Source organism: Haloferula luteola (genome assembly GCF_014201715.1).
GTDB classification, from domain to species: Bacteria; Verrucomicrobiota; Verrucomicrobiia; order Verrucomicrobiales; family Akkermansiaceae; genus Haloferula; species Haloferula luteola.
Genome location: NZ_JACHFD010000001.1, coordinates 413805 through 440779, shown reverse-complemented (window position 1 = coordinate 440779; position 26975 = coordinate 413805). Strand labels below are relative to the sequence as shown.

Genomic DNA, 26975 nt, shown 5'->3' with positions numbered 1-26975 from the left:
TTCATCCTGAGATACCGACCATGGGGATTTTCGATCGACCGCCGCTTCGGAAGAACAAGGCCAAGGACGCAATGCCGGAGGGGCTGTGGACCAAGTGTCCGGAATGCTCCGCGATGCTTCATCAATTGGAGCTGCGCCAGCACCACCAGACCTGCCATCATTGCGGTCACCACTTTTTGTTGGGGTCTCGGGATCGGATTGCGCTGCTGGCGGATTCGGGGAGTTTCGAGGAAACCGAGAAGCATTTGATTTCGGCCAACCCTTTGGGATTCGACCGATATCCGGAAAAGACGGCGGCGCTGAGAGAATCGACCGGATTGGAAGATGCGGTGGTGACCGGGCGCCTCACGATCGGAGGCAAGCCGGGGATGATCGCGGTGATGGATTTCAAGTTCTTCGCTGGCTCGATGGGTTCGGTGGTGGGAGAGAAAATCACTCGGGCGATCGAGACGGCGATTGAGGAAAAGCGAGGAATGGTGATCGTTTCGGCTTCTTCGGGCGCCCGCATGCAGGAGGGCATGCTTTCCTTGATGCAGATGGCGAAGACCTGTGGCGCGCTGGCTCGCCTTGGCGAGGCAGGACTGCCGTATCTTTCAGTGCTCACGCATCCGACGACCGGTGGGGTCACGGCGAGCTTTGCGACGATCGGCGATATCAATTTGGCGGAGCCGAAGTGCATGATTGGTTTTGCTGGGCCACGAGTGGTGAAGGAGACCACTCACCAGAATCTTCCTCCTGGCTTCCAGACGGCAGAGTTCATGCTCGATCATGGTTTGGTCGACGCGATCGTGCCGCGGGGTCAGATGCGCGACAAGATGGTGACCTTGTTCACCTATATGATGCCTTGAGCCGTCTCGCGGCGTTTCGAGGGTTGCGCATCCGGCGGGATTGCGTTCATTCGCGTGCATCACCTGCATGACCTACTCCGAAGCGATCGACTGGCTGTTCTCGACGCAGTTGTTTGGCATCAAGCTCGGCCTCGATGGGCCGCGACAACTGCTCAAGCAGTACCTCGCGTTTCCCGCGCATGGGGTGACGGTGGTGCATGTTGCGGGGACCAATGGCAAGGGGAGTACCTGTGCGATGATTGATGCGATCGCCCGTACGGGAGGTCACCGCTGCGGCTTGTTCACTTCTCCCCATTTGGTGGATTTTCGTGAACGGATTCGGGTGGGTGGAGAGGAGATTCCTGAGGACGCGTGTGCGGCGATGTTGACCGAGTTGCGTGAGCTGTGTGAAACCTTGGATCCGCATCCGACCTTTTTTGAGATCACCCTGGCTCTTGGGATGCGGTGGTTCCGGGAGCGGGAGTGTGAGGTGATCGTGCTGGAAACCGGCATGGGTGGTCGACTGGATGCGACGACGGCGGTTCCGGCGGATGTGTGTGCGATCACGCCCATCGGCCTTGATCACACCCAATGGCTCGGAGAGACGATTGCGGAGATCGCCCGGGAGAAGGCGGGGATTTTGGTGGAGGGGAAGCCCTGCTTCAGCGCCCCTCAGGATCCGCAGGCGCGACGAGTGTTGGAGATGGAGGCGAACGAGCGTCGATCTCCTTTGAGTTTTGTCGAAGCTCCCTTGCGTGGCTATCCGATCGGGTTGCCGGGCGAGCATCAGGCATGGAACGCCGCGTTGGCGGTGGAGTGTGCCCATGCGGCGGGGCTTCGGGTGAACTATGAGGTGCTGATTCACGCTCTGGCGCAGGTTTCCTGGCCGGGGCGGTTTGAGGTTTTGTCGTGGCAGGGGAAGACGATGGTGCTGGACGGTGCCCACAATCCGCAGGGGGCTGGCGTGTTGGCCAAGACGTGGCGGGAGCGCTTTGGAGAAAGTCAGGCAGGCCTGCTCTTCAGTGTGGTCGCAGCCAAGGATCTCGTGGGGATCGCGCGGGAGCTTGGACCGCTGGCGGAGGTGATTCACGTGGTGGCGGTGGACAGCCCTCGCGCCTTACCCACGGACGCTCTGGCTGAAGCCTTTGGCGGCAGGGAAGTGACCGAGCATGCCTCGCTGTCCTCCGCGATGAGTGCTTTGGAAGATTTTGATGGGCCGCTGTTGGTTGCGGGCTCATTGTTTCTGATCGGCGACGTGAAGGCGTGGCTGGAGGAGCTCGACCATCGTGCCAGCGATCAATGAGTCGAAGGTCCGGCAGGGGCCGGGTGGGCGATCAGGCCCTGGGGGCTGTGCTCCAAAAGGAAGGTCTCGCGGACGAGCTGGCCATCAGAGTCTCCTCGATCGAGGGTGATGCGGAGCATGCCTTGGCGATTTTTGAGCTCCAAGGGGCGAAATAGCGGTGCCCGGCGCACGCGGAAAAAACAATGCAGGGGAACATCGGGGTGGGCGGCATTCCAAAGAAACCGGGCGTGAGGGTAGCCGGGGATGCGTGACAGGGCGAGCAGTACGTGGCGGACGCGGCGTTCGCCATGGCGATGGCAAAAGCGGGCGGCTGCGCGTTTGGCGAGCATGGTTTCCCACCAGGTGGCAACAGGGTCGTCGACCGCTTCCTCCACCTCGACGAGCAAGGTTTCTGCATGCCACGCCATGGCGGCATGCAGCTGTTCGCGGGTGATGCGTTCCGCTTCGAAGTCCTCGAACAGCCGGGGCGGGATATGCGGCTCTGGCATGCAGACCAATGGAGCGTGAAATCCCCGATCGGCAATCCTTTCCTCAGGCGGCGGACTCCGTGTCCAAAGCGGCGAGGGCTTGGCGGATGTGATCGTTGACCTTTTGTTCGGCGCTCTCCAGGCCCACTCGGATGGCATTGCGAATCGCGACGGCGGTCGAACCTCCATGGGCAATGATGACGACTCCGTTGACGCCCAGTAGCGGGCTGCCGCCGTAGCTTTCGGCACTTGCCCGTTGTTTGAGCTCGCCGAAGGCACCTTTGGCCAACAGGGCTCCTGCCTTGCGGACGGGGCTGGCGGTGAGGGCTTGGCGAAGCCACTTGGACATCGCTTTGGCGGTGGCTTCGGCGGTCTTGAGGACGATGTTGCCGGTGAAGCCGTCACACAGGCAGACGTGAAGTTCTTCGTCGAACAGGTCGTGACCTTCGACATTGCCGATGAATTCGAAGGGGGCTTTGCCGGTGGCGGCGAAGTCTTTGACGAGGGCGAAGGTTTCCTTGGTGAAAGGGGTGCCTTTTTCGTCCTCCTCGCCGTTCGACATGATGCCAACTTTCGGGTTCTTCACTCCATACACGCCGCGGGAGAAGGCAGCGCCCATGATGGCGTAGCCGAGAAGGTGGGAGGGTTTGGCCTCGGGGTTGGCGCCAGCGTCGAGAAGGTGACAGGTGCCGTGTTCGTTGGGCAGGCCAGAGGCGATGCCAGCACGTTCGATTCCTGGAATGAGGCGGAGCTTGATCTGGGCAGCCGCGACACAGGCTCCGGTGTTCCCTGCGGAGACGAAGGCATCGGCCTGGCCAGATTTGACCAAATCCATGGCGATGGAGATGGACGACTGTTTTTTTCGTCGAATGGCCGTGGCGCCTGCCTCGCACATGGCGATCACTTCGGTCGAGGGGACAATCTCGATACGCGGATCGTCGAGCCGAAGGCCGTGAGCGGGTGCTCCAGAGCGAATGGCTGCCTCGTCACCGACGAGGAAGAGTTTTTGGAGCGAGGGAAAATCGGCGAGGGAGGCGGCGGCACCGGCAAGATTCACTTCCGGGGCACGGTCGCCGCCCATGACGTCGAGAGCTACTTTCATGGGTGCGAGAGACGTGGATACGAGAAATCACCGCTCCGTCGAGCGGAGCGGCGATCAGGGGAAGAGGTTCACCAAAGCGCAGAGCGCTTTAGAACGCGTCCACCTCAAGCACCTTGCGTCCGGCATAGTAACCGCAGGACGGGCAGGCAATGTGGGACGGGATGCGGCTATCGCATTCCGGGCAAGTCTTGAAGATGGGGGCACGCCAACGGTTTGCGCCACGGCGCATTTTCTGACGGCTCTTGGATTGACGACGCTTGGGTACTGCCATGACGGGAAAAAGTTAGCGGTCTGAATCAGTGTTCTTCAGCACGTCCAGGGCAGCCCATCGGCTGTCCCCTTCCGCGCGGGGGCGCGTCTCTACAGCATCGTCGACGGGTTTGTCCACTGCCAAATATCGCGGATCGATTTCACACTGCTGAGGTTCGTCCGCATCATCGCAACGGGGATCGGACGGAAAATTGATGAGGATTTCCTCACGAAGGGCCTCGCTGGCATCGATTTCCGCCCCATCGGCGATCTCGAGCGAAACGGCTGCCGGCTCGACGACGACGGTTTGGACGAAGGGGTGGAGGGTTCGGACACACGTAAATTCAAAGGGTGCTGATAATCGTCCCGTGAGGAGGAGTTCTGAGCTGAAGCGCTGGATATAGAGATCATACTCCAGCGGACCTACCGGACGGGCATCGCCTTGAGGGAGGTCGAACAGAGTGGGATCCAGCTCGCCGGCAACGGCTTTGCCCTCATCAGGGAGCGTGGCGAGGTCGATGATCAATTTTTTGGACATGGCGAAAATCAGGCTCGGGTTTCAGAGACGCAGAGCGGGAGTGGGGGGAGCATAGCGCGGATTTCAGTCGGGGATAGACCGGATTCACGGTAAGCGCGGATCGAGCGGGCGTCGTCGCGTTTGGCGAGGCGTCGGCCTGCGGCGTCGGTGACGAGCGGGTGGTGAAGGTAGAGAGGGGCGGGGTGTCCGAGCAAGGTCTGGAGGACCCGGTGAAGATGAGTGGAGGGGAGAAGGTCGTCGCCGCGGGTGACGTGGGTGATTTTTTGCCAAGCATCATCGGTGACGACTGCCAGGTGATAAGAAGTGCCGATGTCCCGGCGTGCCAATACGGCATCGCCGAGAAGGGAGGGATCCACCTGCATTTCCCCATGCAATCCGTCGTGAAAATGCAGACGACCGACTTTTGCGGCTGCGCGGTGGGCGTCGATTCTCCAGGTGGGCTCGCGGCCGGCGGCGAGGAAGCGTTGCTGGTCGTCGGGTGAGAGCTGGCGGCAAGTTCCCGGGTAGAGGGGGCCTTCGGGGCCTTGGGGTGCGGTGGACATGGAGGCGATTTCGGCCTCGATTTCTTTGCGGGTGCAGAAGCAGGGATAGACAACGCGAAGTTCCCGGAGTCGGGCGAGAGCCTGATCGTAAGCGTCGCTGCGATCGAGTTGGCGAATCGGCGGGGCATCCGGGGCGAAGCCGAGCCAGGCGAGATCTTCGGATGCCGCCGTGTAGAAGTTTTCCCGTACGCGGGTGTGGTCGATGTCTTCGAAGCGGAGAAGAAACTGGCCCCCGGCGCGACGGGCCCATTCGGCAGCCACCCATGCCGCATAGGCATGCCCCAAGTGGAGCAGGCCGGTGGGGCTGGGGGCAAAGCGCGTGATCATGGGGGGGCCATCGCAGATTTCCGTTAGCGTCGCAAGGGACTTGGGCTATCGATGGAGAACGATTTTCAAGCATGCGCACAAAGAAGGTAGTCATCGTAGGTGCCGGTCCGGGGGGGCTGACGGCGGGAATGATTCTGGCTCGGCGGGGTTTGGACGTCACGATGGTGGAGAAGCGGGATCGGGTGGGGGGGCGAAATGCGGAGCTTCGGCTAGGGGACTTCTCCTTCGATACGGGGCCGACGTTTCTGCACCAGAAGTTCACGCTGGATGAAGTTTTTGAGGAGGCGGGCCGGAAGGCGGAAGACTACTTGGATTTTGTGGCCTTGGATCCAATGACCCGCCTGAGTTGGGGCGAGGTTTCGTTGGAAACCACCTCAGAGGTGGAGCGGATGGCGGCGAACATTGAGGCGGCGTTCCCCGGCGATGCTCAAGGTTACCGGCGGTTCATGGAGGATCACGAGGGGAAGCTGCGGACGATTTTCCCCTGTCTGCAGCGTCCTTACCATCGGCTGGGTGCCTACTTTCATGTGAATCTTCTCAAGGCCCTTCCTTATGTGGCGACCCGGGAATCGGTGTGTGATGTGCTCGACCGGTATTTCCAGGATGATCGGTTGAAGTTGGCTTTCACGTTTCAATCGAAGTATCTGGGCATGTCGCCGTGGAAATGCCCGGCCTTGTTCAGTATCTTGTCGTTTCTGGAGTATCGCTACGGCATCCACCATGTGCAGGGTGGGCTGTGCCGGATCTCAGAAGCGATGGCGGAGGTGTTCCGTGAGCACGGTGGCTCCCTGCGGTTGAGCGCGCCGATTCGCGAGTTGGTTTTCTCTGGAGATCGCGCTGCGGGGGTGCTGCTCGAAGATGGCGAGCGATTGGAGGCGGACGAGGTGATCGTCAATGCGGACTACGCCCATGCTGTCACGGAGCTCTGGAATGGTCGCTCGGTGAGTGGGGCTGCGATGGAACAAAAGAAGTTCTCCTGTTCCACGTTCATGCTCTATTTGGGGCTCGACACGCTGTACTCGGAAGAGCCGCACCATCACATTCTGTTTGCCGATGACTACCGGCGAAATGTTTCCGAGATTCAAGGTGAGCGGGTGGTCTCGGATGACATGTCGATGTATTTGCGAAATTCTTCGGTGACGGATCCACGAGTGGCACCCCCGGGTCAATCGCAGCTCTACGTGCTGGTTCCGACGATCAATACGCGCCATGGGACCGACTGGGAGACGCTGCAGGAGGAGTACCGGGAGAGGATTTTGAGCCGGATTGAAGCGCGCACTGGGATGCATGATTTGCGATCCCACATTGTCGAAGAAAGGATCATCACGCCGGATGGGTGGCGAGATGGGATGGATGTGTTCATGGGGGCGACCTTCAATCTCGCTCACACGCTGGATCAAATGCTCTATTTCAGGCCGCATAACCGCATGGCGGGGCTTGAGAATGTGTATCTGGTGGGAGGGGGAACCCATCCGGGAAGCGGGCTTCCTACGATCTACGAAAGTGGCCGGATTTCTGCCAATTTGTTGTGTGATGCCCGGGGGGTGGGATACGAGCGAGTGGACAAGGCGGTTGAGTTTTTATGACACAACGGTTCTCTGGACGAAGGGAACAACCGTGCGAGTTTGGCGACCATGAAAACCCTCATGACTTTGGGATGGATGGGTGCTGCTGCGTGTGCCACGGCAGCGGAGCCACTGGAGGCTTTTCCCAAGGCGGAGGAGGGGATGTCGCGATGGGTGCTGCGGTTGCCCGAGCGTGAGGATGCGGGGCGTTTGCGCGTGGAGGTGGTGGTGGGGAAGCTGGTGATGACCGACGGGGTGAACCGGCATTTTTATGGAGGCTCTCTGGAATCCCGGACCGTTGAGGGTTGGGGCTACGATTATTGGATTCTCCCCGAACTAGGCCCGATGATTGGGACTCGAATGGCTCCCCCTGAAGGTGCTCCGAAGGTGGAGACTTTTGTGACTTTGGGTGGAGATCCGGTATGGTTTCCGTATCAGAGCCAGTTGCCTGTGGTGCTCTATGTACCGGAAGGCTGTGAGGTGCGGTATCGCATTTGGACGGCGCCGGAGGAGTTGGAGCCGGTGCCGGAAGGTTGAGCGAGGGGGTAGCGGGATTCCTCATCGGCCGGTTGGAAGTCCGATCGAGGGCCTGCCTCTTTCCCGATTGTCGAAGATCGGAATCTAGGCCCGTGGAGCTGTGATGGGGGCCGCCACGGGGGAGTTCAGGGTTTTTTCGACGATGGTACGGGCGATTTCGGTGCCGGAGTAGTCACGGTGATTGCGTTGCCAGCCTCGTTGGGCGGTGGCGCGACGTTCGTCGGGGTGTTGGACGAAGTGGCGGATTCGGGAAACGAGGTCGTCGAGATGGTCGAAGTAGGCGATTTCGTTTTCGGCGTAGAGTTGTTCGAGGCCGGCACCTCGAGGGGTGAGGGTGAGGATGCCGTTGCCCATGAGTTCCGCGATGCGGGAAGAGGAGTAGAGTTCGACGTCGCTGCGGCGACTGAGGTTGAGCGCCATTTTGGAGCGCCGGATGATTTGTTCTTTCTCCCATCCCATGATGAGGGGTTGATCGAGGCATCCATAGTAGCCGAGGTTGAGCTCGGGAAGCAGGTCGCGGAGTTCCGCGAGGAATGCCCGACGCTCGGGCTGTCCTTTATCGCGACCAAAAAAGAGGACATCGTGGAGCATTTGATCGTCCGGAGTTTCGAAGGCGCGATGGCATTCGATTCCGGGGTCGACGGCGCTGGGAATGAAATAGGCCGGACAGTGGGAGGTGGCGAAGGACTTGAGCAGGGGGCCTCCGGTGGAGCAGAAGAGGGCGTCGAGCCATGGAGTTCGCTCACGCAAGTGGCGTGTAGGTTCTTCGTCCCAAAGTGGATCGACATACCATAGGGCGATGCGGATTTGGGGAAGGATCCGGCGGATTTCGCGAAGGGTTTCTGGTGTGATCCACTGGGCGTGGCCGAGGATGAGGAGGTCCGGGTGGACGTTGAGGCAGGTTTCAATGAGCGCCTTGTTGGCTTTTCCTTTGCCAAAGTTTTTGCTTCCGGTGACGGATAGCATGCGGGCGCGGTCGTTGAGGGAGAAGGAGTAGACGAAATGCCCGAGGCGGATGAGTCCGTGGTGGATTTTTTGATCCTGGTTCCAAAGGTGGGCACCGTCTTTGTCGAACTGGAGGTTGCAGGCGTGAACGATGCGCATCGGGGAGGAGTTTCCCGTGTCAGGTTTGAAGTTTCAAGTGGAGAGGGGCGCGGGCTTGAATCCCAGAGCGTCAGCCCTGAAGGTCGGCGCCGTGTTGCGGATTTGTCATGTGCTGGCCAGCGTCGGGGAAAAGGGTGGTTTGGAGAAGAATGTCATCGAATTGGCCGGTCGACAGGCGGAGCTGGGGCATCAGGTGAGCGCGGTGGCGGATGAGACGATGCATCCGCATTTCTCTCCGAAGGTGACGTTTGTGGCGCATCCGATGTCGGGCGGGCGCTTGAATCCGCTCAATCTGGCGGCGTTGAAGCGCCGGATTCTCGGCACCGGAGCGGAGATCGTGCATGCGCATGCGAATAAGGCGGGGCAGATGGTGCGGTCGATTCGTGGTGGTCTGAAAGGGATGAAGCGGGTGGCCACGGTCCAGAATATCAAGAGTACGGCGAAGCCGTTTCAGGACTACGATGCGGTGATCACGGCCTCCGGGCAGGTGCGGGATTCGTTGGGTGGGATTCCGGCTACGGTGATTTGGAATTCCATCGAGCCCCCTCCTGTTGGAACTCAAGAGGCGGCGGCGGCGACGAATCCGCCTTGGTTGGGTGGTGAATGGCCGGTGTTTTGCACGGTGGGACGGCTGGTGCCGGCGAAGGGCATGGATTTGCTGTTGGAGGCGATGGCGAAGGTGCCTGGATTCAAGTTGTGGTTGGTGGGTGAAGGGCTGCAGCGTGGGGAGTTGGAGGCCATCATTGCCAAGCATGGACTGGCCGAGAGGGTGTGGATGGCGGGACATCGCGACGATGCCGTGGGACTGATGGGGTGTGCCGATTTGTTCATTGTGGCATCGCGCAACGAGGGAGGGCCCTACACCTTGGCGGAGGCTCTCCATATGAAGGTGCCATGCCTTTCGACGAAGGTCGGATTTGCCCCGGAGTTCCTGCCGGAAGGAGCGTTGATGGAAACGCACTCGATTGATGAGTTGGTGCGGGGGCTCCAGTGGGCCATGGAAAAGCCCGAGGAGGTGAAAGCGTTGATGGAGAAACCATACGCGCTGGTGGCCCGTGAGGTGACGTTGGAGGCCATGACGCGTAAGGTCTTGGAGGTCTATTCTCGCTTGTGAGGGGCGGGAAAAGGCAAGTGAGGTGTGTGTCCAAAGGCGTCTGCCGGGATGGCGACGAAGGCTTTCGTTCCTGGCGGCTTCCATTCCAGGGAGAGCTGAGGAGCGACGCCGGCGCGGTGAATGCTGGAGAGTTGGAGCGGGTGGTCGCCAGCGGCGAGGTGGACTTTCGATGAAGTGGAGGCGGCCTTGGAGGGGTTGCCGGCGTTTTCGAGGAGAATCATGCGGTGAAGTCGAAGAAGCGCCCCGGAGTCGGAACGGAGGCGGAAAGCGTATTCTCCGGATTCGGGGGCATGGAGGAAGCCGGTGTGGAGAATTCCGAGGTCGTTCTCTGTGGGTTCGGCTTGGGGGATCTCTGAGGTGCCTGAGTGACTGGGGGTGAGAGGGGAAAAGTCGGGGACCCAAGGGAACTTTCCTGGGAAGAGAGAGCGAGAAAGACCGGGCTGAGCGTGGAGCTCGAGCGCAGGAATGGGAACGTCATCGTAGGGTCGAGGTGCCGATGGGTTGGGGCGGCGCAGGCGCAGAACGGCATCGTGCATTTCCTGCTGAAGCTCGGGAAGCTGGGAGGAAAGGTCGTGGCGCTGTCCGGGATCATGGAGGATGTCGTAGATTTCGAAGGGATCGTTGTGGGATTGGATGCGATAGCGCAGGCCGACGTGATTCCCGATCCGGATCATTTGCATGTGTCCCCGTTTCTGGCCTCTGCGGGAGGCGGCAAACTCAGGGTAGGCAGGAGTGCGGCTGTCGACGTGGTATTCGGAGTAGATGGTGGAAGGCTGAGGGGTGCCGTGGCCGGTGAGGCGGGGGAGCAGGGAAACACCATCGCTGCGGGCCGGTGAGGGAATGCCTGCGGCGTCGGCAAAGGTGGGCATCCAATCGTGGAATTGGCAGGGAGCGGTGTCGGTAAGGTTCGGAGGAATCTTTCCGAGCCAGCGGGCGATGCCTCCCACTCGAAGTCCGCCTTCAAGGCAATCCCGTTTGATGCCGTCAAAGGGGCCAAAGGAGTTGAAGAAGTCGGCTTCATAGGGCTGGCCTTTGAGATAGGATTCCTGGGAGGGGCCATTGTCGGTGGTGAATACGACAAGGGTGTTGTTGCCGATGCCGAGGTCATCGAGCGTCTGGAGGAGATCGGTGACGGCTCGGTCGATCCGGCGAACGGAGGCGGCGTAGCGGCGATAGGCGTCTGGCCAGGGTTCTTCAGGGGTGTTGGGATTGGAGTCGTGATCCCAGGTGGCGTTGGCCAGGTCCGGTTCGAGGTAGTGATCGGGAGTGCCCTGCGCGGTGTTGATCATGTGACCCGGTTGGCCGAGCCACTGGAGTCCACCGTGCAATCCGGAGCCGGGGGGATAGGGGCCAGTTGGGAGTTCGAGCACGGCGTGGGGGGTGTCGAAGGCCAGATAGAGAAAGAACGGTTGGTTGGGAGCCGATTGGTGAGTCTGGGCCATCCAGGATTTCGCGCGGGCGGTGAAAAGGTCGGTGGTGTAGCAGCGGTCGAGGGTGGCGGAGATCTCGGCGTCGTTTTCCCAAACTTCCTTTGGGCCACCATAGAGGCCTTCTTTGGGGTAGTGTTCGTGACCATCTTGGTGGCGGACGTAGCCCATGAAGAAGTCGAAGCCCCGGCGGGTGGGGTAGGCGGGCCAATCGCCCAGTTGGGGGCCCGACTTTCCCTGGAGTCCCCATTTGCCCACGGCCGCGGTGGCGTAGCCGGCCTGACGGAGCATGCTTGCCAGAGTGATGTGGTCGGGGAGGGCTTTGTCGAATTGGTTGTCGCGGATTGGGGCGTGACCTTGGTGGACGCCCGTGAGGAGGGAGGCACGGGATGGGGCGCAAACGGGGGCAGGGCAATAGAGTCCCGGCAGCCGAATCCCAGAGGCGGCCATGGCATCGATGCCTGGAGTGAGGAGCCAGGGCTCGTCGCGCTGAGCCTTCCGGGCCCGGGAATTTTGGAAAAAGGTGCCGAGGTCGCCGTAGCCAAGATCGTCGCAAAGCATGAGGACGATGTTCGGACGCTCGGCACGGGCGCCAAGCATGAGGCTGAAGGTCAGCAGGGCGAGGAGGATGCGAGACGTCATGGGCACTTAGGCAACGGGGAAGGAGCGTCCAAGATTTCAAGGAGTTTTGCTTTCGTGAGAAGGGCAGGAGAGGCAAGAAGGGAGCGATGGATCGACGGGTGTTTCTGGGCTGGGACCGGCCATTGCTGGGGCGGGTGGTGGAGTGGTTGTGGGCGCGGAGAGAAGAGTTGCCTCATTGGCAAGTGGTGGTGCCGACGGCGCAGGCTGGACGACGAGTGCGGGAGGCGTTGGCGGAAAAGGGGGCATGCCTTGCGCCGAGAGTGGTCACTCCGGGGCAATTGCTGGTTCCGGAAGGGGCGGTGAGTCGCGGGGTCGAGGTGGCGGCGTGGGTTGAAGCGCTGGAAGGGGTGGACGACTGGACTCCGTTTGAGGCGGTGTTTCGGGAGCCTCCTCATGAAGGGGAAGCTCCAGGGTGGGGACTTTCATTGGCTCGCTCTTTGGTGGATTTGGAGCGCTCGCTGCGGGAGAACACGTTGGCGATTCCTCAGGCGGCGAAATGGATGGAGAGTTCGATCGAGGCGGAACGCTGGAGAGCTTTGGCGGAGTTGTCGCGGCGGCGCGATGAGGTGCTGCGGCAGTGGGGCGGGACCGGTGCGAATCGGGCTTTGGCGGAGGCGCCAAAGTTTTCGGGAAAATGGATTTTTGCCGGTGTCTGGGATTTTCCGGAGGCGCTTGTGCAGCGGATGGAAGTGGCGGAGGTGACCTGTCTGCTGGCGGCCCCGGAGAGTGAGGCTGCGCTCTTCGATGCTTGGGGGCGGCCGTTGCCGGAGGCGTGGGCAAAGCAGACGTTGGATTGGCCCGAGGTGGGGGGCGTCCATTTGACGGCTCACGCGAGGCATCAGGCCCAGCGGGCGGTGGAGCAGGTGGCAGCGGCGAGGACGAAATCGGACGCGTTGACTCTCGGCTGCGCCGACGAGGAGACGGCGAGCGAATTGGTGCGCGCGTTTCAGGTCGCGGGATGGCAAGTTCATCATCCTGGCGCTGTGACGGGCTCCGGGGCACGGGCGTGGCTGAAATCCTGGCGGCGATTTGTGCTGAAGCCGGAGGCGGCGGAGGCCATCGATTTGCTCGGGTTTGCGGCGACTTCGGCTCTGGTGGGGGGACAGCGTGCGCAGAGAGTGGAGGCGCTTTCGCGGTTGCGGGATGCTTGGTTGGTGCGGGATGAGGTGGACGTCAAGCGGGTGGCCGCGATGGATGCACGGAGCGCCGGGTTGGCGGAATTGGCCGAGGAGACTTTGAGCCGACTGCTCCAATGGCGCGGGGGGTTCTTGCGGTTATCGTTTCCTGAAGCGATGGCGAATCTGATGGATCGGGTCGATGCGGCGGGTGAGTGGGGAGGCTTGCGGGAGGCCGTCGATGGAATCTCGGTCGTGGCGGAGCGCAGTCATCGGCCCACGAGTTATTGGTTGGATTTGGTTTTAGGAGAGTTGACGGGTCAAGTGGCGCAGGTTCCGGAAGGTCGGGTCGTGGATGTGCTGGGTTGGTTTGAGCTGCTCCATGCCGATGGGGAACATTTGGTGATGGCGGGGCTGAATGAAGGCAGGGTGCCCTCACCGTCTGGTGCGAATCCGTGGTTGTCGGAAGGAGTGCGAGAATCTCTGGAATTGGGAAGTGAGGCGCAGCGAGGGGCGCGCGATGCCTTTGTTCTGCGGGCCGTGATGGAGGCACGTCGGGAGTCCGGCAGGGTGGACCTCTTGTTGGCGAAATCGGGCGGAGATGGGGATGCGCTGTTGCCGTCCCGGTTGTTGCTGGCGGCGGAAGGGGAAGAATTGGCGAGGCGGGTAAAAGGGTTGTTTCAGGGGGTGGAGCCGCCCGATGCCGGAGTGGCTTTTGAGGTCGACTGGCGTTGGCGGCCCGAACGCCGCGAGGTGAGGGTCAAGGAGGGTCGCCAAAGTTTGTCCGTTTCTGCCTTCAAGGACTATCTTGCCTGCCCATTTCGATTCTATCTGAAACATGGATTAGGGATGAGTCGTTCGGAACCTGAGCGGGTGGAGTGGAACGCTCGCGACTTCGGCAATGTGGCGCATGAAATCTTGGAAGCATGGGGGCTGGATCCGGAGGCGCGGGAGTTGAACAAGCGGGAGGCGCTGCAGGCTTATTTCAATGAACAAGTGACGACGAAACTCGCGGAGCGCTTCGGAGATCGGGTGCCATTGGCGGCCCGGATGCAGGCGGAAAGCTTGAAGCAACGACTTGGCTGGTTTGCCCGGTGGCAAGGGGCGCAGCATGCGGAAGGATGGCGGGTCGAGGCGGTGGAGAAGAAATTTGAATTCGAGTTGGCGGGGGTGACGGTTCGCGGCACTATCGACCGAATCGACCGGCGCGGGGACGAAATTCGGGTGCTCGACTACAAGACCTTTGCAAAGCTTCAGGGGCGTGAAGTCAGGACATCCCACGTGTCGAAAGTGACGGCAGCATTGCGCATTCCCGAGCACCTGGAGGGAGTGAAGGCCACCCGGGTATCGATGTTCTCGGGGCAGTCAAAGAATCCTTCGGAGCATCTTTGGCGGGATCTTCAGGTGCCGTTGTATGCGGTGGCGTTGGGAGAAGTGAGCGCGATGGGCTACTTTGTGCTCGGAGCCAGCGAGGGCGAATGCGACGGGAGTTGGTGGGGGCCCTTTGATGAGGAACAGCGGGAATCGGCTGTTGCCTGTGCGACGTGGGTTTTGGAGCAGGTGAAGGCGGGGGTGTTTTGGCCGCCGGCGAAGAAAACCAAGTATGATGACTTTGAAGCGTTGGCGGTGGGCCGCCCGCTGGAGGATCTGGTGATGAACCCGAATGATTGGAGAGATGGATATCCTGCGTAAAAACTTGATGATTCGAGCCTCGGCGGGTTCGGGGAAGACCTATCAGCTGAGCAATCGAGTGATTGGCTTGGTGGGGCGGGGCGGGATCGATCCAGAACGGATCGTGGCGCTCACATTCACCCGTAAGGCTGCCGGAGAGTTCGCGGATGCGGTTTTGGAGAAACTCGCGAAAGCAGCGTTGGACGCGGCAGAACGGAGGAAGATTGAAGCGGCTTTGGGAGGCCCCTTCGATGCCATGGAGGTTTTAGAGAAAGTGGTTCGTGCTCTGCCTCGTTTGGCCTTGGGGACGATGGATAGCTTTTTCACCCGAGTGGTACGGGGATTCCAGTATGAGCTGGGGGTGACAGGAGGAAGCTTCGAGCTGCTAGAGGGTCCACAGCGGCGGGCAAAGCTGGATGCCGTGCTCGGGGAATGGGTGAGTGATTCTCGATGGGATGAGCAGTCGGAGGAGTTCCTCGCCGCCTTTCGCCGGGCGACCATGGGCCGGGAGCAAAAGGCCGTCGTGGATTTATTGTTAGGTTTCTTCCAGAGCTGGCAGGAGAAGTGGCGTGAACATGGAGAGGTATTGCAGGAGGGATTATCACGCGCCTTCGGAGATTTGCCGGAGGTGGAGATTTGGGAATCGTCGAAGGCGAAGGCGGTGGCGGGCCTGAGGTCGGCATCCAAGGAGATTGAGTGGACGCGCAAAGGTCAGGACGAGGCGATGGAGAGAGCCCTCACTGCCTTTGAAACGCACACCATCGGGAGTGGTTCCTTGAGTGGAGCTTCAGGGTTCTCGAAAGGGATGATGGCGTGGGACGGTCGGGAGCGGTTGGTGCTGAAACACTACAAGGAGGTGGTGCCTGGCCCGGTGTTCGAAGATCGGTTGCGCCATCTGATGAAGCTATTGGTGGGCTGTGAATTGGCGGCGGCAGTGGAGCGCACGCGGGCCGTGTTGGAGTTGGTTTCGGCTTTCGATGCGGCCTGTGAACGACAGTTGCGGCGGCGGGGGTGGCTTGGCTTTGACGATGTGAAGGTGCTGATGGGCGAGTGGCTGAAGAGCGAAGCGAGTCGGTTGCGCAGAGAAGCTGTCGATTTCCGGTTGGATGCCCGCTATGACCATTGGCTGCTGGACGAATTTCAGGATACGAGCGGCCCGCAGTGGACCGGGTTGAGGCCCTGGATCGAAGAAGCGGCCAGTGATGAAGATTCCTCAATGTTTGTCGTCGGGGATGCCAAACAGGCGATCTACGGGTGGCGAGGTGGGGATGTGAGCTTGTTCGAAACGGTGCGCAACCACTTCCAACTGGTGCCGGAGTCGATGCCGGTGTCGCGGCGATCCTGTGGAGCGGTTTTGGACTTCGTGAATCGAGTGGGAGCGGACGATGTCGGGCTTCGGAGGAACTTCGGAGCTTCGGTGGCGGATCGATGGAGCGAGGGGTGGGAAACGCATGAGCCCGCGGATCCTGAGCTGACAGGCTTCGTGAGAGTGGAGGTCATCGAAAGTCGGGAGGAAGACGCTCGCTATGCCCGGGTGATCGAGTTGTTGGAAGAGATCGGAGTGGGCCGGCGGGCGCTGAGTTGTGGAGTGCTGGTAAGGAAGAATGATCAGGTGGTGGAGTTGGCTGACCGGCTAAGAGAGGCCGGATATCAGGTGATTGAGGAAGGCAGGAGGCGACCGACCGAGGATCACGTCGTGGGGGTTGCCCTGCGGTCATTGATGGCGTGGTTGGCCAATCCAGCGGATGGAATGGAGCGGGGAGTGGTGTCGATGTCGCCCTTGAATGAGGCGTTGGAGGAACGGTATGGGGGATTTTGGCAGGCGCGATGGGAGGGCCTTTGCCGCGAGGTGGAGTTGCTAGGCTTTGGGGGGATGCTGGAAGGTTTGGTGGTGCCGCTCAGAGACACGATCTCCGAGTTCGGGTATGGTCGGGCGATGGATGTGGTCCGCGCATTGGAGGGCTTCGATGCCGCCGGGGGGGGCAGTGCGCGGGAAGCATTGCAGACCATTGAGAAGTTGGAGGTGGCTCAGGAGCCTGGGGCCGCAGCGGTGCAGGTGATGACGATGCACAAGTCCAAAGGTTTGGGGTTTGACGTGGTGATTCTTCCGGAGATCAGCGACGAGCAGGTGCCGAATGCGGGTAAGTTCGAGATGGCGGAAGGACCGGATTGGCTGTTGCAACCTCCGGCGCAATGGGTGCGGCAGCGGGTTCCCGAACTGCAGGATGCAGAAGCCCGCTGGGGAGAAGCCCAGCAATACGAGGCGCTATGTTTGCTGTATGTGGCGCTCACGCGAGCAAAACGCGGACTGTATGTTTTGTTGCCCAAGGTGCCTTCGTCCCGCCAAGCCGAGGCTTGGGCTTCGCCTGCGGAATGGGTTCGGTCCGCCTGTGGCGTGGACGGTGGCGAAGCCGGAGTGATGGCGGAGTTTGGAGATGACGATTGGCTTGCGGAGGTGCCGGTCGTGGAGAGAAAGGACGACACTGTCCCTGTGATACTGCAGGCGCCCAAGCCTCTACGATCGCGGATCAAGCCCAGTGGAGAGACGTTGCCTGCCGATGCGATCGCTGCGCCGAAATCCTCCTCAGGGATGAGGTTCGGGCAGGAGGTGCATGCGGCTTTGGAGCAAATCGGTTGGCTGGATGAAGAGGAGCCGAAGGCCTTCGAGGGTCCTGCCGGGAATTGGGTGAAGGATTTGCTTGAGGATCCGGAGGTTCGAAAAGTTTTTCGTCGCGGTGGAAGTTCGGTGGAGTTGTTTCGCGAACAGCCGATTGAAGCGATTTTGGATGGTCGGTGGCTCAGTGGAGTGATCGATCGCTTGCACGTTCACGATGGGGGGCGGCGGGTGGAGATCATCGATTTTAAAACCGATGGAGTGACTTCCGCTGAAGAACTCCGTGAGCGCTATGCGGGACCCATGAACGCGTATCGACGGGTGATGGCTGCGATCTATCCCGAGGCGCAGTTGGACTGTTTGCTGTTGAGCACGAAGCTTCGAAGTTGGATTCGCCTTAGCCCGGAATGAGACGGGCGATCGAAGCGATGAGTTGGGCACCAGGGACCAGGAGAAGGTGGGAAAGCAGGGTTCCGAGAAGTCGACTGAGAGCCATGCCGAAGACCGCGGAACGCAAGAGGGTATCGCTGTTTCGATGATCCGCGGCCGCCGAATCGGTGACGTAAGACAGGTAGGGATCGACGAAGGCGAAAAGGAGGATGGTTCCGGCGAAGTTGACCACAGCAGAGAGCTGGCCGGTGGTCATGCGGAGTTCTGGCGCGTAGACTCCGGCGTAGAGGGAACTGAGGACACCCGTGGTCAGGAGGGCACTGCCGGCGAAGTTCAGAAAGAAGACGTTCCAGGGGAGGCGAAGCGTCGGTTGGAGGAAGATGAGGTTCTTTTTCGATGGGAGGGTCCAGGCTTGTCCTAGCGAAGTCCAGCCGGCCGGGCTGCAGGCGTGCATGGTGAGGCGACCGAGCGAAGGGAATCGATCAAAGGCTCCGACAATCGAGGTGACGTAGCGCTGGAAAGAAGGGATGGCGGCGAGTCCGATGACGGTGGCGATGGTGGCGGAAGTGATGAGAGCGTGGAAGTCGCCGAGGAGGTGAGTTCCTGATCCGTTGAGTTGGGATTCGACTCGCTTGGAAAGACTGGGGGTGAGGAGGGTGTTGGCACTGCGCGAGACCAGCACCAGAAGATTGAAGAGCGACAGACAGAATGCGATTTTTCCGGTCCGAGCTCCGGCGATCCGGACCCCGTAGGAAAGAGTCGACACCAAATGAGTGACGCCTAGGAAAACGCAGAGCAGGAGTAGGGACACAATGGAAGCCGGTGATCCGGTGGGGGGGGATGCTGGAGGGCCGGTGGCCGGAGACAAGCGCCGACTTTCAGCTCTTGAGGGGAAGGCGAGGAAAGGTAGGAAAGCGCAGACCGACAAGATCGCCATCGGTCAGAGCCATTTCACGAACTTGCTCCCGGGGTGCCCAGACTTCGATTTCCTGGAACGCAGGGGAGTCTGGCAAAATTCCCATGCGGGCTATGGGGCCCGCAACGAACAAACGGTGGACTCGCCCGGTGAGGTCGACTCCTTCATCCGCCGCGAATTTGAGTTCGATTTCGTGCGGGCGAATGTAGCGGTCGCCAGGCAGCTTGTTTACCTCACCGAGAAACTCGTAGACAAAGGAAGTACGAGGTTGGTCATAGATTTCCTGAGGGGCACCGGATTGTTCGATGCGAGCATGGCGCATGACGACGACTTGGTCGGCAAGTTCGAGGGCTTCTTCCTGGTCGTGAGTCACGAACAAGGTGGTGAGGCCGATCTCGTCGTGAAATTGGCGGAGCCAGCGACGCAGGTCTTTGCGAACTTGGGCGTCGAGCGCCCCAAAGGGTTCGTCCAGGAGAAGAACCTTGGGTTGGACGGCAAGCGCCCGGGCAAGGGCGACGCGTTGGCGTTGTCCTCCGGAGAGTTCGGAGGGGCGCCGATCTTGAAGTCCATCCAGCTTGACTCGTTTCAGGAGGTCAAGGGCGCGCTCGCGGATTTCCTTGCGGGGTGGTCGTTGGGAAGCGGGGAGAACGGACAATCCGAAGCCGATGTTTTCGGCGACACTCATGTGTCGGAAGAGTGCGTAGTGCTGGAAGACGAAGCCAATGCCGCGGTCGCCCGCGGGAATTTGGGCGACATCCACGCCATCGAATAGAATGCGTGCGCCGCCGGGATCGGCAAATTCGAGGCCAGCGAGGATGCGCAGCAATGTGGTCTTTCCGGAGCCGGACGGTCCCAGTAGTGCGGTGAGCGAACCTTCGGGAACGTCGAGCGAGACGTCGTCAAGTGCCCGGTAGCTTCCAAACGATTTGGTGAGATGTTGGATGGAGATGGACATGGTCAGTGGCGGATCGAAGAGTGGGACCCGAGGCGCAGCTCAAGAAGGGACTTGAGCCCAAGGGTGAGAAGGGCGAGGAGGGCTAACAAAGTGGCGGCGGCGAATGCGGCACTGAATTGGTACTCGTTGTAGAGGACCTCGATGTGCAGCGGGAGGGTGTTGGTCTTGCCACGGATGTGGCCTGAGACGACCGAGACCGCGCCAAATTCTCCCATGGCGCGAGCATTGCAGAGGAGAACTCCATAGAGCAGGCCCCAGCGGATGTTGGGCAGGGTGACCCGTCGAAAGATTTGCCAGCCACCGGCGCCGAGAGTCAGGGCGGCTTCTTCCTCATCGGTTCCCTGCATTTCCATGACAGGAATGAGTTCTCGTGCCACGAATGGAAAGGTGACGAAGAGGGTGGCGAGAACAATGCCTGGGACGGCAAAAATGATCCGGATGTCGTGTTCTGCCAGCCAAGGCCCCAGCCATCCTTGGGCCCCGAAAATCAGTGCCCATACGAGACCCGCGATGACTGGTGATACGGCAAAGGGGAGGTCGATGAGTGCCAGGAGCCATGTGCGACCTTTGAAGCGGAATTTGGTGATCAACCAAGCGGCGGCGATTCCGAACAAGGTATTCAAGGGAACCGCGATGGCGGCTGCGAAGAGGGTGAGACGAATCGCGGAGAGCGCATGACGATCGGTCAGAGCGGCAAGAAACACGGAACCTCCCCGCCGCAAGGCTTCGACAAATACGAGGCCCAGGGGGACAAGAAGGAAGAGCCCGAGAAACCCCACCGCGCAGGCAATGAGAACGATGCGAACCGGCAAGGATTCGGAGGTGACGGGACGGAGGGACATGGCTCAGTGGGAGCGCGCGACGAGGCGCCTTTGGAGAAGGTTGATAAGGAAGAGGAGGGTGAAGGAAACCAACAACATGGAAGCGGCGATCACGGCGGCGGCGGAGTAGTGAAATTGCTCCAGTTGTCCGATGATCAGCAGCGGCAGGATCTCCGTTTTGAAGGGAAGATTTCCTGAGATGAAGACCACCGAGCCATACTCTCCGATGGCCCGGGCGAAGGCCAAGGTGAAGCCGGTTAGCAGGGCTGGAAAGAGGGTGGGGAGGAGGATTCGTCGAAAGGTGACCAGGCGGTTTGCACCGAGAGTCGCCGCAGCTTCTTCTGCATCGGGTTGGAGATCTTCCAGAACCGGTTGGACGGTGCGAACAACAAAGGGAAAGCTGATAAAAGTTAGGGCAATGAAGACCCCGAAGGGGCTATAGGCCCCTTGAATTCCGAGGGCTTGCAGAACTTGGCCCATCCAACCTCGGGGGCCATAGAGTTGGGCGAGAGTGATTCCCGCAACGGCAGTCGGAAGTGCGAACGGTAAATCGACCATGGCATCGAGGATCCGCCGACCAGGAAACCGGTAGCGAACGAGCACCCAGGCGATGAGAAGGCCGAAGACCGTCGATACCCCGGCGGCCGCCGCACTGGCGCCAAAGGTGAGTCGGAACGCGGCGAGGGTGCGTGGAGAGGTGAGGATCCTGGCCCAATCCGAAGGACCCAAGCCAGCCGCTTTCAGGAAGAGAGCGGCGAGGGGCACCAGAACAATCGAGGAGAGAAATGCCAGGGTGATGCCCAATGTGAGCCCATACCCGGGAAGAATGCGTCGTGCAATGAGGGCCATGGTGATGGTGGGTGGAGAGGGCGGGAACCTTGTGAGTCCCCGCCCGAGGGGTTAGGGTGTGTAGATTTGATCGAAGACGCCGCCATCGGCAAAATGAGTGGCTTGTGCTGCTTTCCAGCCGCCAAATTCTTCGTCGATGGTGACCAGGTTCAGCTTCGGGAAAACGTCCGCATACTTGGCGGCAGTCTCCTCGCTACGGGGACGGTAGTAGTGCTTTCCGATGAGGTCTTGTGCTTGGGGTGAGTAGAGATACTCAAGATAGGCTTGGGCCACTTGGGAGGTGCCGTGCTTTTCCGCGTTCTTGTCGAGCACCGCCACGGCTGGCTCAGCGAGGATGCTGATGGAGGGAACGACGATTTCGGTCTCTCCGGGGAATTCCTTCTCGATGAGGAAGGCTTCGTTCTCCCATGAAAGGAAGACGTCGCCAATTTTCCGCTGGGCAAAGGTGGTGGTGGCTCCACGGGCACCGGTATCGAGAACCGGAACGTTCTTGAAGAGCGCGCGCAGGAAGTCGCGGGCAGAGCCGTCACTACCATCACCGGCCCTTTTGGCGTAGGCCCAGGCGGCGAGATAGTTCCAGCGGGCACCCCCTGATGTCTTGGGATTGGGCGTGACGACCTGAATGCCAGGCTGGATCAGATCTGGCCAATCTCGAATTCCTTTTGGATTCCCTTTGCGAACCACCAGAACGATGGTCGAGGTGTAAGGGCTGCTGTTGTGAGGAAGGCGGGACTGCCAGTTCTCAGGGAGGATTCCAGTTTCGGCGGCGATGGCGTCGGTGTCATAGGCCAAAGCGAGGGTGGCCACGTCTCCCTCCAAGCCATCCATGATGGCGCGTGCTTGTTTGCCGGAGCCTCCGTGAGAGGCTTCGATTTCGACGGTTTCGCCGGTCTGCTCCTTCCAGTGTTGGGCAAACAGGGTGTTGTAATCCTCGTAGAGTTCTCGAGTGGGATCATAGGACACATTGAGCAAGTGAACTTTTGGTCCTGAGTCCTTGGAAGCATCGCACGCCGCGAGTCCGAGAAACACGACGGGGGTGGCGAGCAGGAGGAGAATGGTCTTTGGTTTCATGAGGTGAAATGGGCAAAAGTTCAGCGGCTGAGGCCGGCTTCGAGGTAGGAAAGGGTTTCTTTGAAATGCTCGGGGTCGTTTGCGGCGAGGAAGGCCGCGGTTCCTCCGTGATGGAGAACTCTCGCAAGTCGGGCGAGGCCATGGAGGTGGGAGCGATCGTCAGGGGCGCAGTGGAGGAAGAAGAGCTGAGTATCTTCACCGTTTTCGGCACCGAATTCGATCGGGTGGGCCGTTCTCAGGGCACAGAGGATTTGCCGGTCGAGAGATGAGGAAATGGGTCGTCGAGGATGGCAAATGGCCACACCACCGGGCAGAGCCGTGCTGCATAACTCTTCGCGATCGATGAGGGATGCGAGCAGGTGGTCACGGTCGTGGAGATGTCCGGTTCCTGCCGCGATCTCAACGAGGGCCCGGAGAACTTCTGTCTTCGATTCGATTTCGAGATCGAGGGCGATTCCGCGAAGAGGCAGCCGTGAGGCTAGGCGATCGCTGCGATGGGTTCGGAACGTTCCATTGTCGAGAAGCTCACTTTCGATCCGGTTCTCCAATTCGGAGACATGGGCAGAGTCGAGAATATGGATTTTCTGCTGCAGCCAGTCGACGACTTCGTCGCGATGAAATCGAAGTTGTCCGTCGATCTCTTCGGCGGGGAGTCTTTCACCGCGGACGAGACCTTCAATGAATCGAATCGACCAGCCGAAGGCGGCGGCAAGCTCACCGACGGTGATGGCGTCGGATGGCTGTAGCTCGTTGTTGAGAACTTGAGGTTGCATGGTGGTAGATGGATTAGTGTTAGAATGAAAAGCGAAGGCCTGAGAGCCAGGTGAAGCCGGAGACGTCGCGGCCTGTGGCCCCCCCCTGGAGGGAGGCGAATTCTCCTCCTCCCATCAGCTTGAGTTTGTCGCCGTGGATGAAGTACTGGGCACCCAGGTAGACGGCTTGGTAGGTGTCCCCGGTGGCTGCGGAAACGGTAGCCTCGTAGCGACGCTGACCGCGCACGCTGGCAATGCCGTCGCCGAGAGCAAAAGAGTAGCGGCCTACCAACTGAAGTCGTTTGGGAATCAGGTCGTAGGTTCCTTGCAGGAATGCCCCAAGCACATCGCCGTCCGAGCCTTCGCCGCCTGTCGCCCAGTATCCTTCGGCGACCGCACTCCAGCGCCCATTTTGAACCCACCATGTGGCCGAGACGATGTCTTGATAGCGGGTGAGGAGATTGCTGTCGGCATCTCGTTCGTTGTGGAGGGCGTTCAGGTGAAGTTCAGCCCGATCGAGCCTCGTCGATTCGGAGAAGTCATATCCGAGTCCGAGGGAAAGGCTCCATGAAGCATTGAATTCCCCAAAGGCGCTGGTGAAGGAATTGCGGTCAGGGTCGACAGAATTGGAGAAGACTCCTGCTTGCCAGCTCCAGTCGTGGTAGGTGCTTTCGATGGTGAAGCCGGTCGCCCGGTCGACTTGAAGTTGATTGAAGATCTGGGAGCGCTCGAATGTGGGTTGGCTGTTGGAGGATTGCAGCCAGTCGTAGTAGCCGATGAAGGGTTTTGTGCGGCCTAGGGTCACGGTAAGGGATTCACTGGCGTGCCAGCGGAGGTAGGCATCGACGAGGCCGTCGTAGAGGTCGCGGAATCCATCATTGCTCTGGACGTCGAACCTCGCCTCAAGTCGGGAATCGAAAAGGAGAGCGTCGAAGCCCCATCGGGAGCGTCGGTCTTCCCAATCGCTGTCCGATCCCTGGCGGGCGTCAACATCGTAGTATTGTCCTTGGTAGCGCCCCCGGAGCTTGAACTCTTGGAGAATGGAATTCTCTCCATTTTGGTAGAGAATCCAGCCCCGCCAAAATCGATTGAATTCTGCTGTTTCTTCGGTCGTCGGGGAACCGAGGAAATCGTAGGCTTGAAGCGTCGAGGTCCCGCCGAGAAGGAGGATGGCGACAGCTTTGGGAAGCCGAAGCTGCGTGAGTACGACTTGAGTGGTGAGGCGGGTGGCGGGAGTGAGATTCCGCCGGAGAGGGCGATGGAGTGCCCGTGGATTGGGAAATGGAGGACCGGAACGGTCAGGGAGTTTCATGATATTCTGCAGAGCGTCCGTCTCCGGTGGTCCGGTGGGCGTTCGCAGAAGGTGATGAGAGCTTCCGCTCGTGCGGATAGCGTGAGATTCGAGCAAACAAAGGGTCGTTAGCCCTGAGATCTTCCCGGTTGAGGAAAGCGGGTGCGTTCGATGCTTTCGACTTGAGTGACACGTCCATCATGGACGGTCACCTGAACGGAGCCGAACTGGAGTCGGGAAACCTTTTCCCGCACCACTTCCAGCCAGGAATCGGCGGGAAGGGTGGTGCTTGGGGACGCATCAGTCTTCGGTTTCATGGTGGGTGGCGAGTTGAGAAAGTCCTGCGAGGAAGCCGTCTGCTGGGTCGGCGCGGCGGCGTTGAGGGACCTGAATCTCGGTGATGGAAGCAAGGTTGGCGAAGGGGGGGGCGACGCCATCGCGGCGCATTTTCCGCAGGGTGACTTCGACGACTTGGGAAAGCGTGTAGCGGTCCAGGATGCTGGCGATGGCATTGCGAACGTCGATCATCAACATGCGCAGGCCGCAATGATCTTCGTCGGGGCAGGTGCAGCGTTGATACGCACCCTCGCTGGCGCAGCAAATGGGGGCGAGGCGACCATCCATCAGTCGCACCAAATCGCCAATGCGGATGGCATCAGCAGAGCAGCCGAGAGAGTACCCCCCGGACTTGCCCCGCTTGGCTTCGACCAAGCCCGCATCTCGGAGTTCCTGAAGGATGCGCTCGACAAATTTCAAAGGCAGCCGATTGGCCTCAGCGAGGTCAACTCCCGCGACGTTGGCCAAACCCAGTTCGGAGGCAATGCCGAGGTGAATCATGGCACGGAGCGCGTATTCGGCTTTCTTGGAAAGGTGCATGCGAAATCTGGACGGATTTGTAGGGATTAAAACCCTACCTGCAAGTATAAATTAGAAATTTGGGATTTTAGGGCAAAAAAATGCCGACTCCCCCAATGGGGAAGTCGGCAGTGGGCTCAGAGAATCGGGGAATCTCAGTCCTTCACATCGAAGGAGGCGTATTCGCCGTCACCTCGGCGCCAAAGGATGGTGAGGCAACCGCGGCGGGCGCTCTTGTAGAGCACGAATGGACGATCGGTGAGCTCAAGCTCCATCACGGCATCTTCCTTGTACATTTCGCGGATGCCGTAGCGTTCGCGATGGACGATGAAGGGTTCCGGGTCGTGCTCGGATTCGGCAGGGTGATCGAGGGCGGACTCATCAAAGTAGCTCTCGTCGATGTAGCGAATGGACTCATTGCGATGAGGTCTCCGCTTCTTCATGAGGCGGGTCTTTTGCTTGCGCATGCGCCGGGCGATTTTGTCGATCGTCTCGTCGATGGCGGCGTACATGTCACCTCCTTCGGTGTGGGCTTCGATGACGATGTGGTTGGCGCAGAATAGAATGATTTCGGCGATGTGGCGGTTTTTCTGAACGTCGAGGATTGCTTTGGCTTCGATGATGCGCGGGTAGTCGAGGTGGAGTCCTTCGATCTTTTTGTGCGCATACTCCCGCAGCGAATCGGTGACGGTTTCGTGACGAACGGTGACCGTAATGGGCAGGTTCACGTTTTCAGTTTGCATCGCTTTGATTTGGTTTGGTTTCAGGTGAATGGGACGGCGGTTTCATCCGCCTTATCCACCTTTGACAATGTGACAGATTCTTCGAGTACGCCATGCCTAACTTGAGAAAATCGCGGCATGGGAAGAATCGCTTGCATCGTCGAGAATCGATGGCAGTTGCGCCGCGGTGTCGATCGTGATGGGGCCGAGATCGGCATCGTGATGGTAGCCCCAAGTGACCCCAATGAAGGGGACACCTGCGGCGGATGCGGTGGCTCGATCGATGGAGGAATCACCGACGAAGCGAGCGTTGTGCGGGGGGACTCCCCAGGCATTCAGGATGGCGAGAGTGGAATCCGGAGAGGGCTTGCGTGGAAAGCGCGTGGAGTGACCGAGCACGAGGTCGAAGGTGGATTCGGGAAACAATCGGCTTGCGATCTCTTGGGTGAAGGGATCGGGCTTGTTGGAAAGGAGGGCGAGCCGGAGGTGGCGAACGGATTGGAGCATTTCGAGGATGCCCGGGTAGAAATGGGTGCCGGTGGCCCAACTTTCCGCGTAGTGCCGGCGGAAGGCTGCCTCGAGGGCTTCCGCGTTGATGGGACTGTCATCGGGAAGGGCCTTCCGGGCGAGTTCCAGCGAGCCATTTCCGATGAATCCGCGCACGGCAGCTTCTGAATGGCTGGGGAGTCCGGATTCTTTGAGCGCGGCGTTGAGGGCCACGGCAATGCCGGATAGGGATTCGACGAGGGTTCCGTCGAGGTCGAAGATGAGGGCTTCCGTCACGGAGCCCGTCGAATCAGAAAGCGATCAAACTGACCAGCTCGGCGTCGGTATAATCTGCTGGATTTTCAGCAACGATCTCGATCGCTTCGGAGCGGGCATATTCATCGAGGAACTCAAAGCTTTCGTAGGCCTGCGGAGTGCGATCTGCCAGGTTCTGAGACGCTTGCGGCGATGGATTGCGGAGAACCAGCATGCCGACGATGAGGGCCGTGGCTGCGGAAGCAAAGGTGCCGAGGGAAACGGGAATGACGATTTTTTTCCACCAAGGATCGTCCTGCCCTGCGAGGCGAGCTGCGCGCAATGTATCATCCACCAATCGTGGCCCCGCCTGGCGGGCAGGCGACTGCCGCAGGAGATCCCAGAGAGGATCGTTTTCAAGGGGATCAGGCGATTCGTGTTTCATGGTCTCGTTGGGAAAACCTCGAC

26 protein-coding genes are annotated in these 26975 nt (G+C 60.1%); 7 read left to right on the top strand and 19 right to left on the bottom strand.

The genetic code is table 11. The features are described from left to right. Positions 1-20 precede the first annotated feature (20 nt). Positions 21-848, top strand: a complete 828-nt coding sequence (gene accD / locus HNR46_RS01890; protein WP_184015251.1) for an acetyl-CoA carboxylase, carboxyltransferase subunit beta — start codon at positions 21-23, stop codon at positions 846-848. Positions 849-915: 67 nt separating this feature from the next. Continuing rightward, positions 916-2130 (top strand): bifunctional folylpolyglutamate synthase/dihydrofolate synthase, encoded by a 1215-nt coding sequence (locus tag HNR46_RS01885; RefSeq protein WP_184015249.1) that lies wholly within the window; start codon positions 916-918, stop codon positions 2128-2130. On the opposite strand, the gene HNR46_RS01880 is transcribed toward HNR46_RS01885, so the two are convergent. From HNR46_RS01880 to gluQRS, 5 genes are all read right to left on the bottom strand, one after another. Continuing rightward, the gene (locus HNR46_RS01880) at positions 2124-2618 is read right to left on the bottom strand and encodes a hypothetical protein (protein WP_184015248.1); all 495 of its coding nucleotides are present in this window, start codon (positions 2616-2618) and stop codon (positions 2124-2126) included. The genes HNR46_RS01885 and HNR46_RS01880 overlap by 7 nt on opposite strands. Before the next feature lie 43 nt (positions 2619-2661). Continuing rightward, positions 2662-3699: a phosphate acyltransferase PlsX gene (plsX, locus tag HNR46_RS01875; protein WP_184015246.1), complete on the bottom strand. Its 1038-nt coding sequence runs from the start codon at positions 3697-3699 to the stop codon at positions 2662-2664. Positions 3700-3787: 88 nt separating this feature from the next. Beyond that, positions 3788-3970 carry a 50S ribosomal protein L32 gene (gene rpmF, locus HNR46_RS01870; protein ID WP_184015244.1) on the bottom strand — a complete coding sequence of 61 codons (183 nt, stop codon included), beginning with the start codon at positions 3968-3970 and terminating at the stop codon, positions 3788-3790. Positions 3971-3982: 12 nt separating this feature from the next. After that, positions 3983-4486: a YceD family protein gene (locus HNR46_RS01865; protein WP_184015242.1), complete on the bottom strand. Its 504-nt coding sequence runs from the start codon at positions 4484-4486 to the stop codon at positions 3983-3985. Between the two features lie 8 nt (positions 4487-4494). After that, complete coding sequence (gluQRS, locus tag HNR46_RS01860; protein ID WP_184015240.1) at positions 4495-5355, bottom strand: tRNA glutamyl-Q(34) synthetase GluQRS; 861 nt, start codon at positions 5353-5355, stop codon at positions 4495-4497. Between the two features lie 71 nt (positions 5356-5426). On the opposite strand from gluQRS, the gene HNR46_RS01855 reads away from it, so the two are divergent. Next, entirely contained in the window at positions 5427-6941 is a 1515-nt protein-coding gene (locus tag HNR46_RS01855; RefSeq protein WP_184015238.1) for a phytoene desaturase family protein, read from the top strand. A 48-nt stretch (positions 6942-6989) separates the two neighbouring features. Next, on the top strand, positions 6990-7457 hold the full coding sequence (locus HNR46_RS01850) for an ecotin family protein (protein WP_184015236.1): 468 nt from the start codon (positions 6990-6992) through the stop codon (positions 7455-7457). A gap of 84 nt (positions 7458-7541) precedes the next feature. Here the strand turns inward: HNR46_RS01850 and HNR46_RS01845 are convergent, their stop codons facing one another. Next, positions 7542-8561: a glycosyltransferase family protein gene (locus HNR46_RS01845; RefSeq protein WP_184015234.1), complete on the bottom strand. Its 1020-nt coding sequence runs from the start codon at positions 8559-8561 to the stop codon at positions 7542-7544. Positions 8562-8652: 91 nt separating this feature from the next. Between HNR46_RS01845 and HNR46_RS01840 the strand changes: the two genes are divergently transcribed. Continuing rightward, positions 8653-9675, top strand: a complete 1023-nt coding sequence (locus HNR46_RS01840; RefSeq protein ID WP_184015232.1) for a glycosyltransferase — start codon at positions 8653-8655, stop codon at positions 9673-9675. On the opposite strand, the gene HNR46_RS01835 is transcribed toward HNR46_RS01840, so the two are convergent. Next, positions 9660-11744 carry a sulfatase-like hydrolase/transferase gene (locus HNR46_RS01835; protein ID WP_184015231.1) on the bottom strand — a complete coding sequence of 695 codons (2085 nt, stop codon included), beginning with the start codon at positions 11742-11744 and terminating at the stop codon, positions 9660-9662. The genes HNR46_RS01840 and HNR46_RS01835 overlap by 16 nt on opposite strands. 86 nt (positions 11745-11830) lie before the next feature. On the opposite strand from HNR46_RS01835, the gene HNR46_RS01830 reads away from it, so the two are divergent. Then, complete coding sequence (locus HNR46_RS01830) at positions 11831-14551, top strand: PD-(D/E)XK nuclease family protein (RefSeq protein ID WP_184015229.1); 2721 nt, start codon at positions 11831-11833, stop codon at positions 14549-14551. Then, on the top strand, positions 14535-17555 hold the full coding sequence (locus HNR46_RS01825; protein WP_184015227.1) for a UvrD-helicase domain-containing protein: 3021 nt from the start codon (positions 14535-14537) through the stop codon (positions 17553-17555). Before HNR46_RS01830 ends, HNR46_RS01825 begins: the two co-directional genes overlap by 17 nt. Here HNR46_RS01825 and HNR46_RS01820 read toward each other — a convergent pair. From HNR46_RS01820 to HNR46_RS01765, 12 genes are all read right to left on the bottom strand, one after another. Further along, positions 17542-18345, bottom strand: coding sequence for a lipid II flippase family protein (locus tag HNR46_RS01820; RefSeq protein ID WP_221284955.1), 804 nt, complete (start codon positions 18343-18345; stop codon positions 17542-17544). The two genes, HNR46_RS01825 and HNR46_RS01820, sit on opposite strands and share 14 nt — an antisense overlap. Positions 18346-18412: 67 nt before the next feature. Beyond that, on the bottom strand, positions 18413-19405 hold the full coding sequence (locus tag HNR46_RS01815; protein ID WP_184015223.1) for a sulfate/molybdate ABC transporter ATP-binding protein: 993 nt from the start codon (positions 19403-19405) through the stop codon (positions 18413-18415). A gap of 2 nt (positions 19406-19407) precedes the next feature. Continuing rightward, positions 19408-20247, bottom strand: a complete 840-nt coding sequence (gene cysW / locus HNR46_RS01810) for a sulfate ABC transporter permease subunit CysW (RefSeq protein WP_184015221.1) — start codon at positions 20245-20247, stop codon at positions 19408-19410. 3 nt (positions 20248-20250) lie between these two features. Then, on the bottom strand, positions 20251-21075 hold the full coding sequence (cysT, locus tag HNR46_RS01805; protein WP_184015219.1) for a sulfate ABC transporter permease subunit CysT: 825 nt from the start codon (positions 21073-21075) through the stop codon (positions 20251-20253). Positions 21076-21126: 51 nt separating this feature from the next. After that, positions 21127-22146, bottom strand: a complete 1020-nt coding sequence (locus HNR46_RS01800; protein WP_184015218.1) for a sulfate ABC transporter substrate-binding protein — start codon at positions 22144-22146, stop codon at positions 21127-21129. Between the two features lie 20 nt (positions 22147-22166). Beyond that, positions 22167-22919 carry a PTS sugar transporter subunit IIA gene (locus tag HNR46_RS01795; protein ID WP_184015216.1) on the bottom strand — a complete coding sequence of 251 codons (753 nt, stop codon included), beginning with the start codon at positions 22917-22919 and terminating at the stop codon, positions 22167-22169. A 19-nt stretch (positions 22920-22938) separates the two neighbouring features. Continuing rightward, positions 22939-24210: a porin gene (locus HNR46_RS01790; RefSeq protein ID WP_184015214.1), complete on the bottom strand. Its 1272-nt coding sequence runs from the start codon at positions 24208-24210 to the stop codon at positions 22939-22941. Positions 24211-24317: 107 nt separating this feature from the next. Then, complete coding sequence (locus HNR46_RS01785) at positions 24318-24506, bottom strand: YezD family protein (protein ID WP_184015212.1); 189 nt, start codon at positions 24504-24506, stop codon at positions 24318-24320. Beyond that, positions 24490-25065 (bottom strand): RrF2 family transcriptional regulator, encoded by a 576-nt coding sequence (locus tag HNR46_RS01780; RefSeq protein WP_184015210.1) that lies wholly within the window; start codon positions 25063-25065, stop codon positions 24490-24492. The genes HNR46_RS01785 and HNR46_RS01780 overlap by 17 nt, the downstream gene beginning before the upstream one ends. A gap of 134 nt (positions 25066-25199) precedes the next feature. Then, the gene (gene hpf / locus HNR46_RS01775; protein ID WP_184015208.1) at positions 25200-25787 is read right to left on the bottom strand and encodes a ribosome hibernation-promoting factor, HPF/YfiA family; all 588 of its coding nucleotides are present in this window, start codon (positions 25785-25787) and stop codon (positions 25200-25202) included. A 96-nt stretch (positions 25788-25883) separates the two neighbouring features. Beyond that, positions 25884-26549: an HAD family hydrolase gene (locus HNR46_RS01770; RefSeq protein ID WP_184015206.1), complete on the bottom strand. Its 666-nt coding sequence runs from the start codon at positions 26547-26549 to the stop codon at positions 25884-25886. A 13-nt stretch (positions 26550-26562) separates the two neighbouring features. Further along, positions 26563-26952 (bottom strand): hypothetical protein, encoded by a 390-nt coding sequence (locus tag HNR46_RS01765; protein ID WP_184015204.1) that lies wholly within the window; start codon positions 26950-26952, stop codon positions 26563-26565. Between the last annotated feature and the right edge of the window lie 23 nt (positions 26953-26975).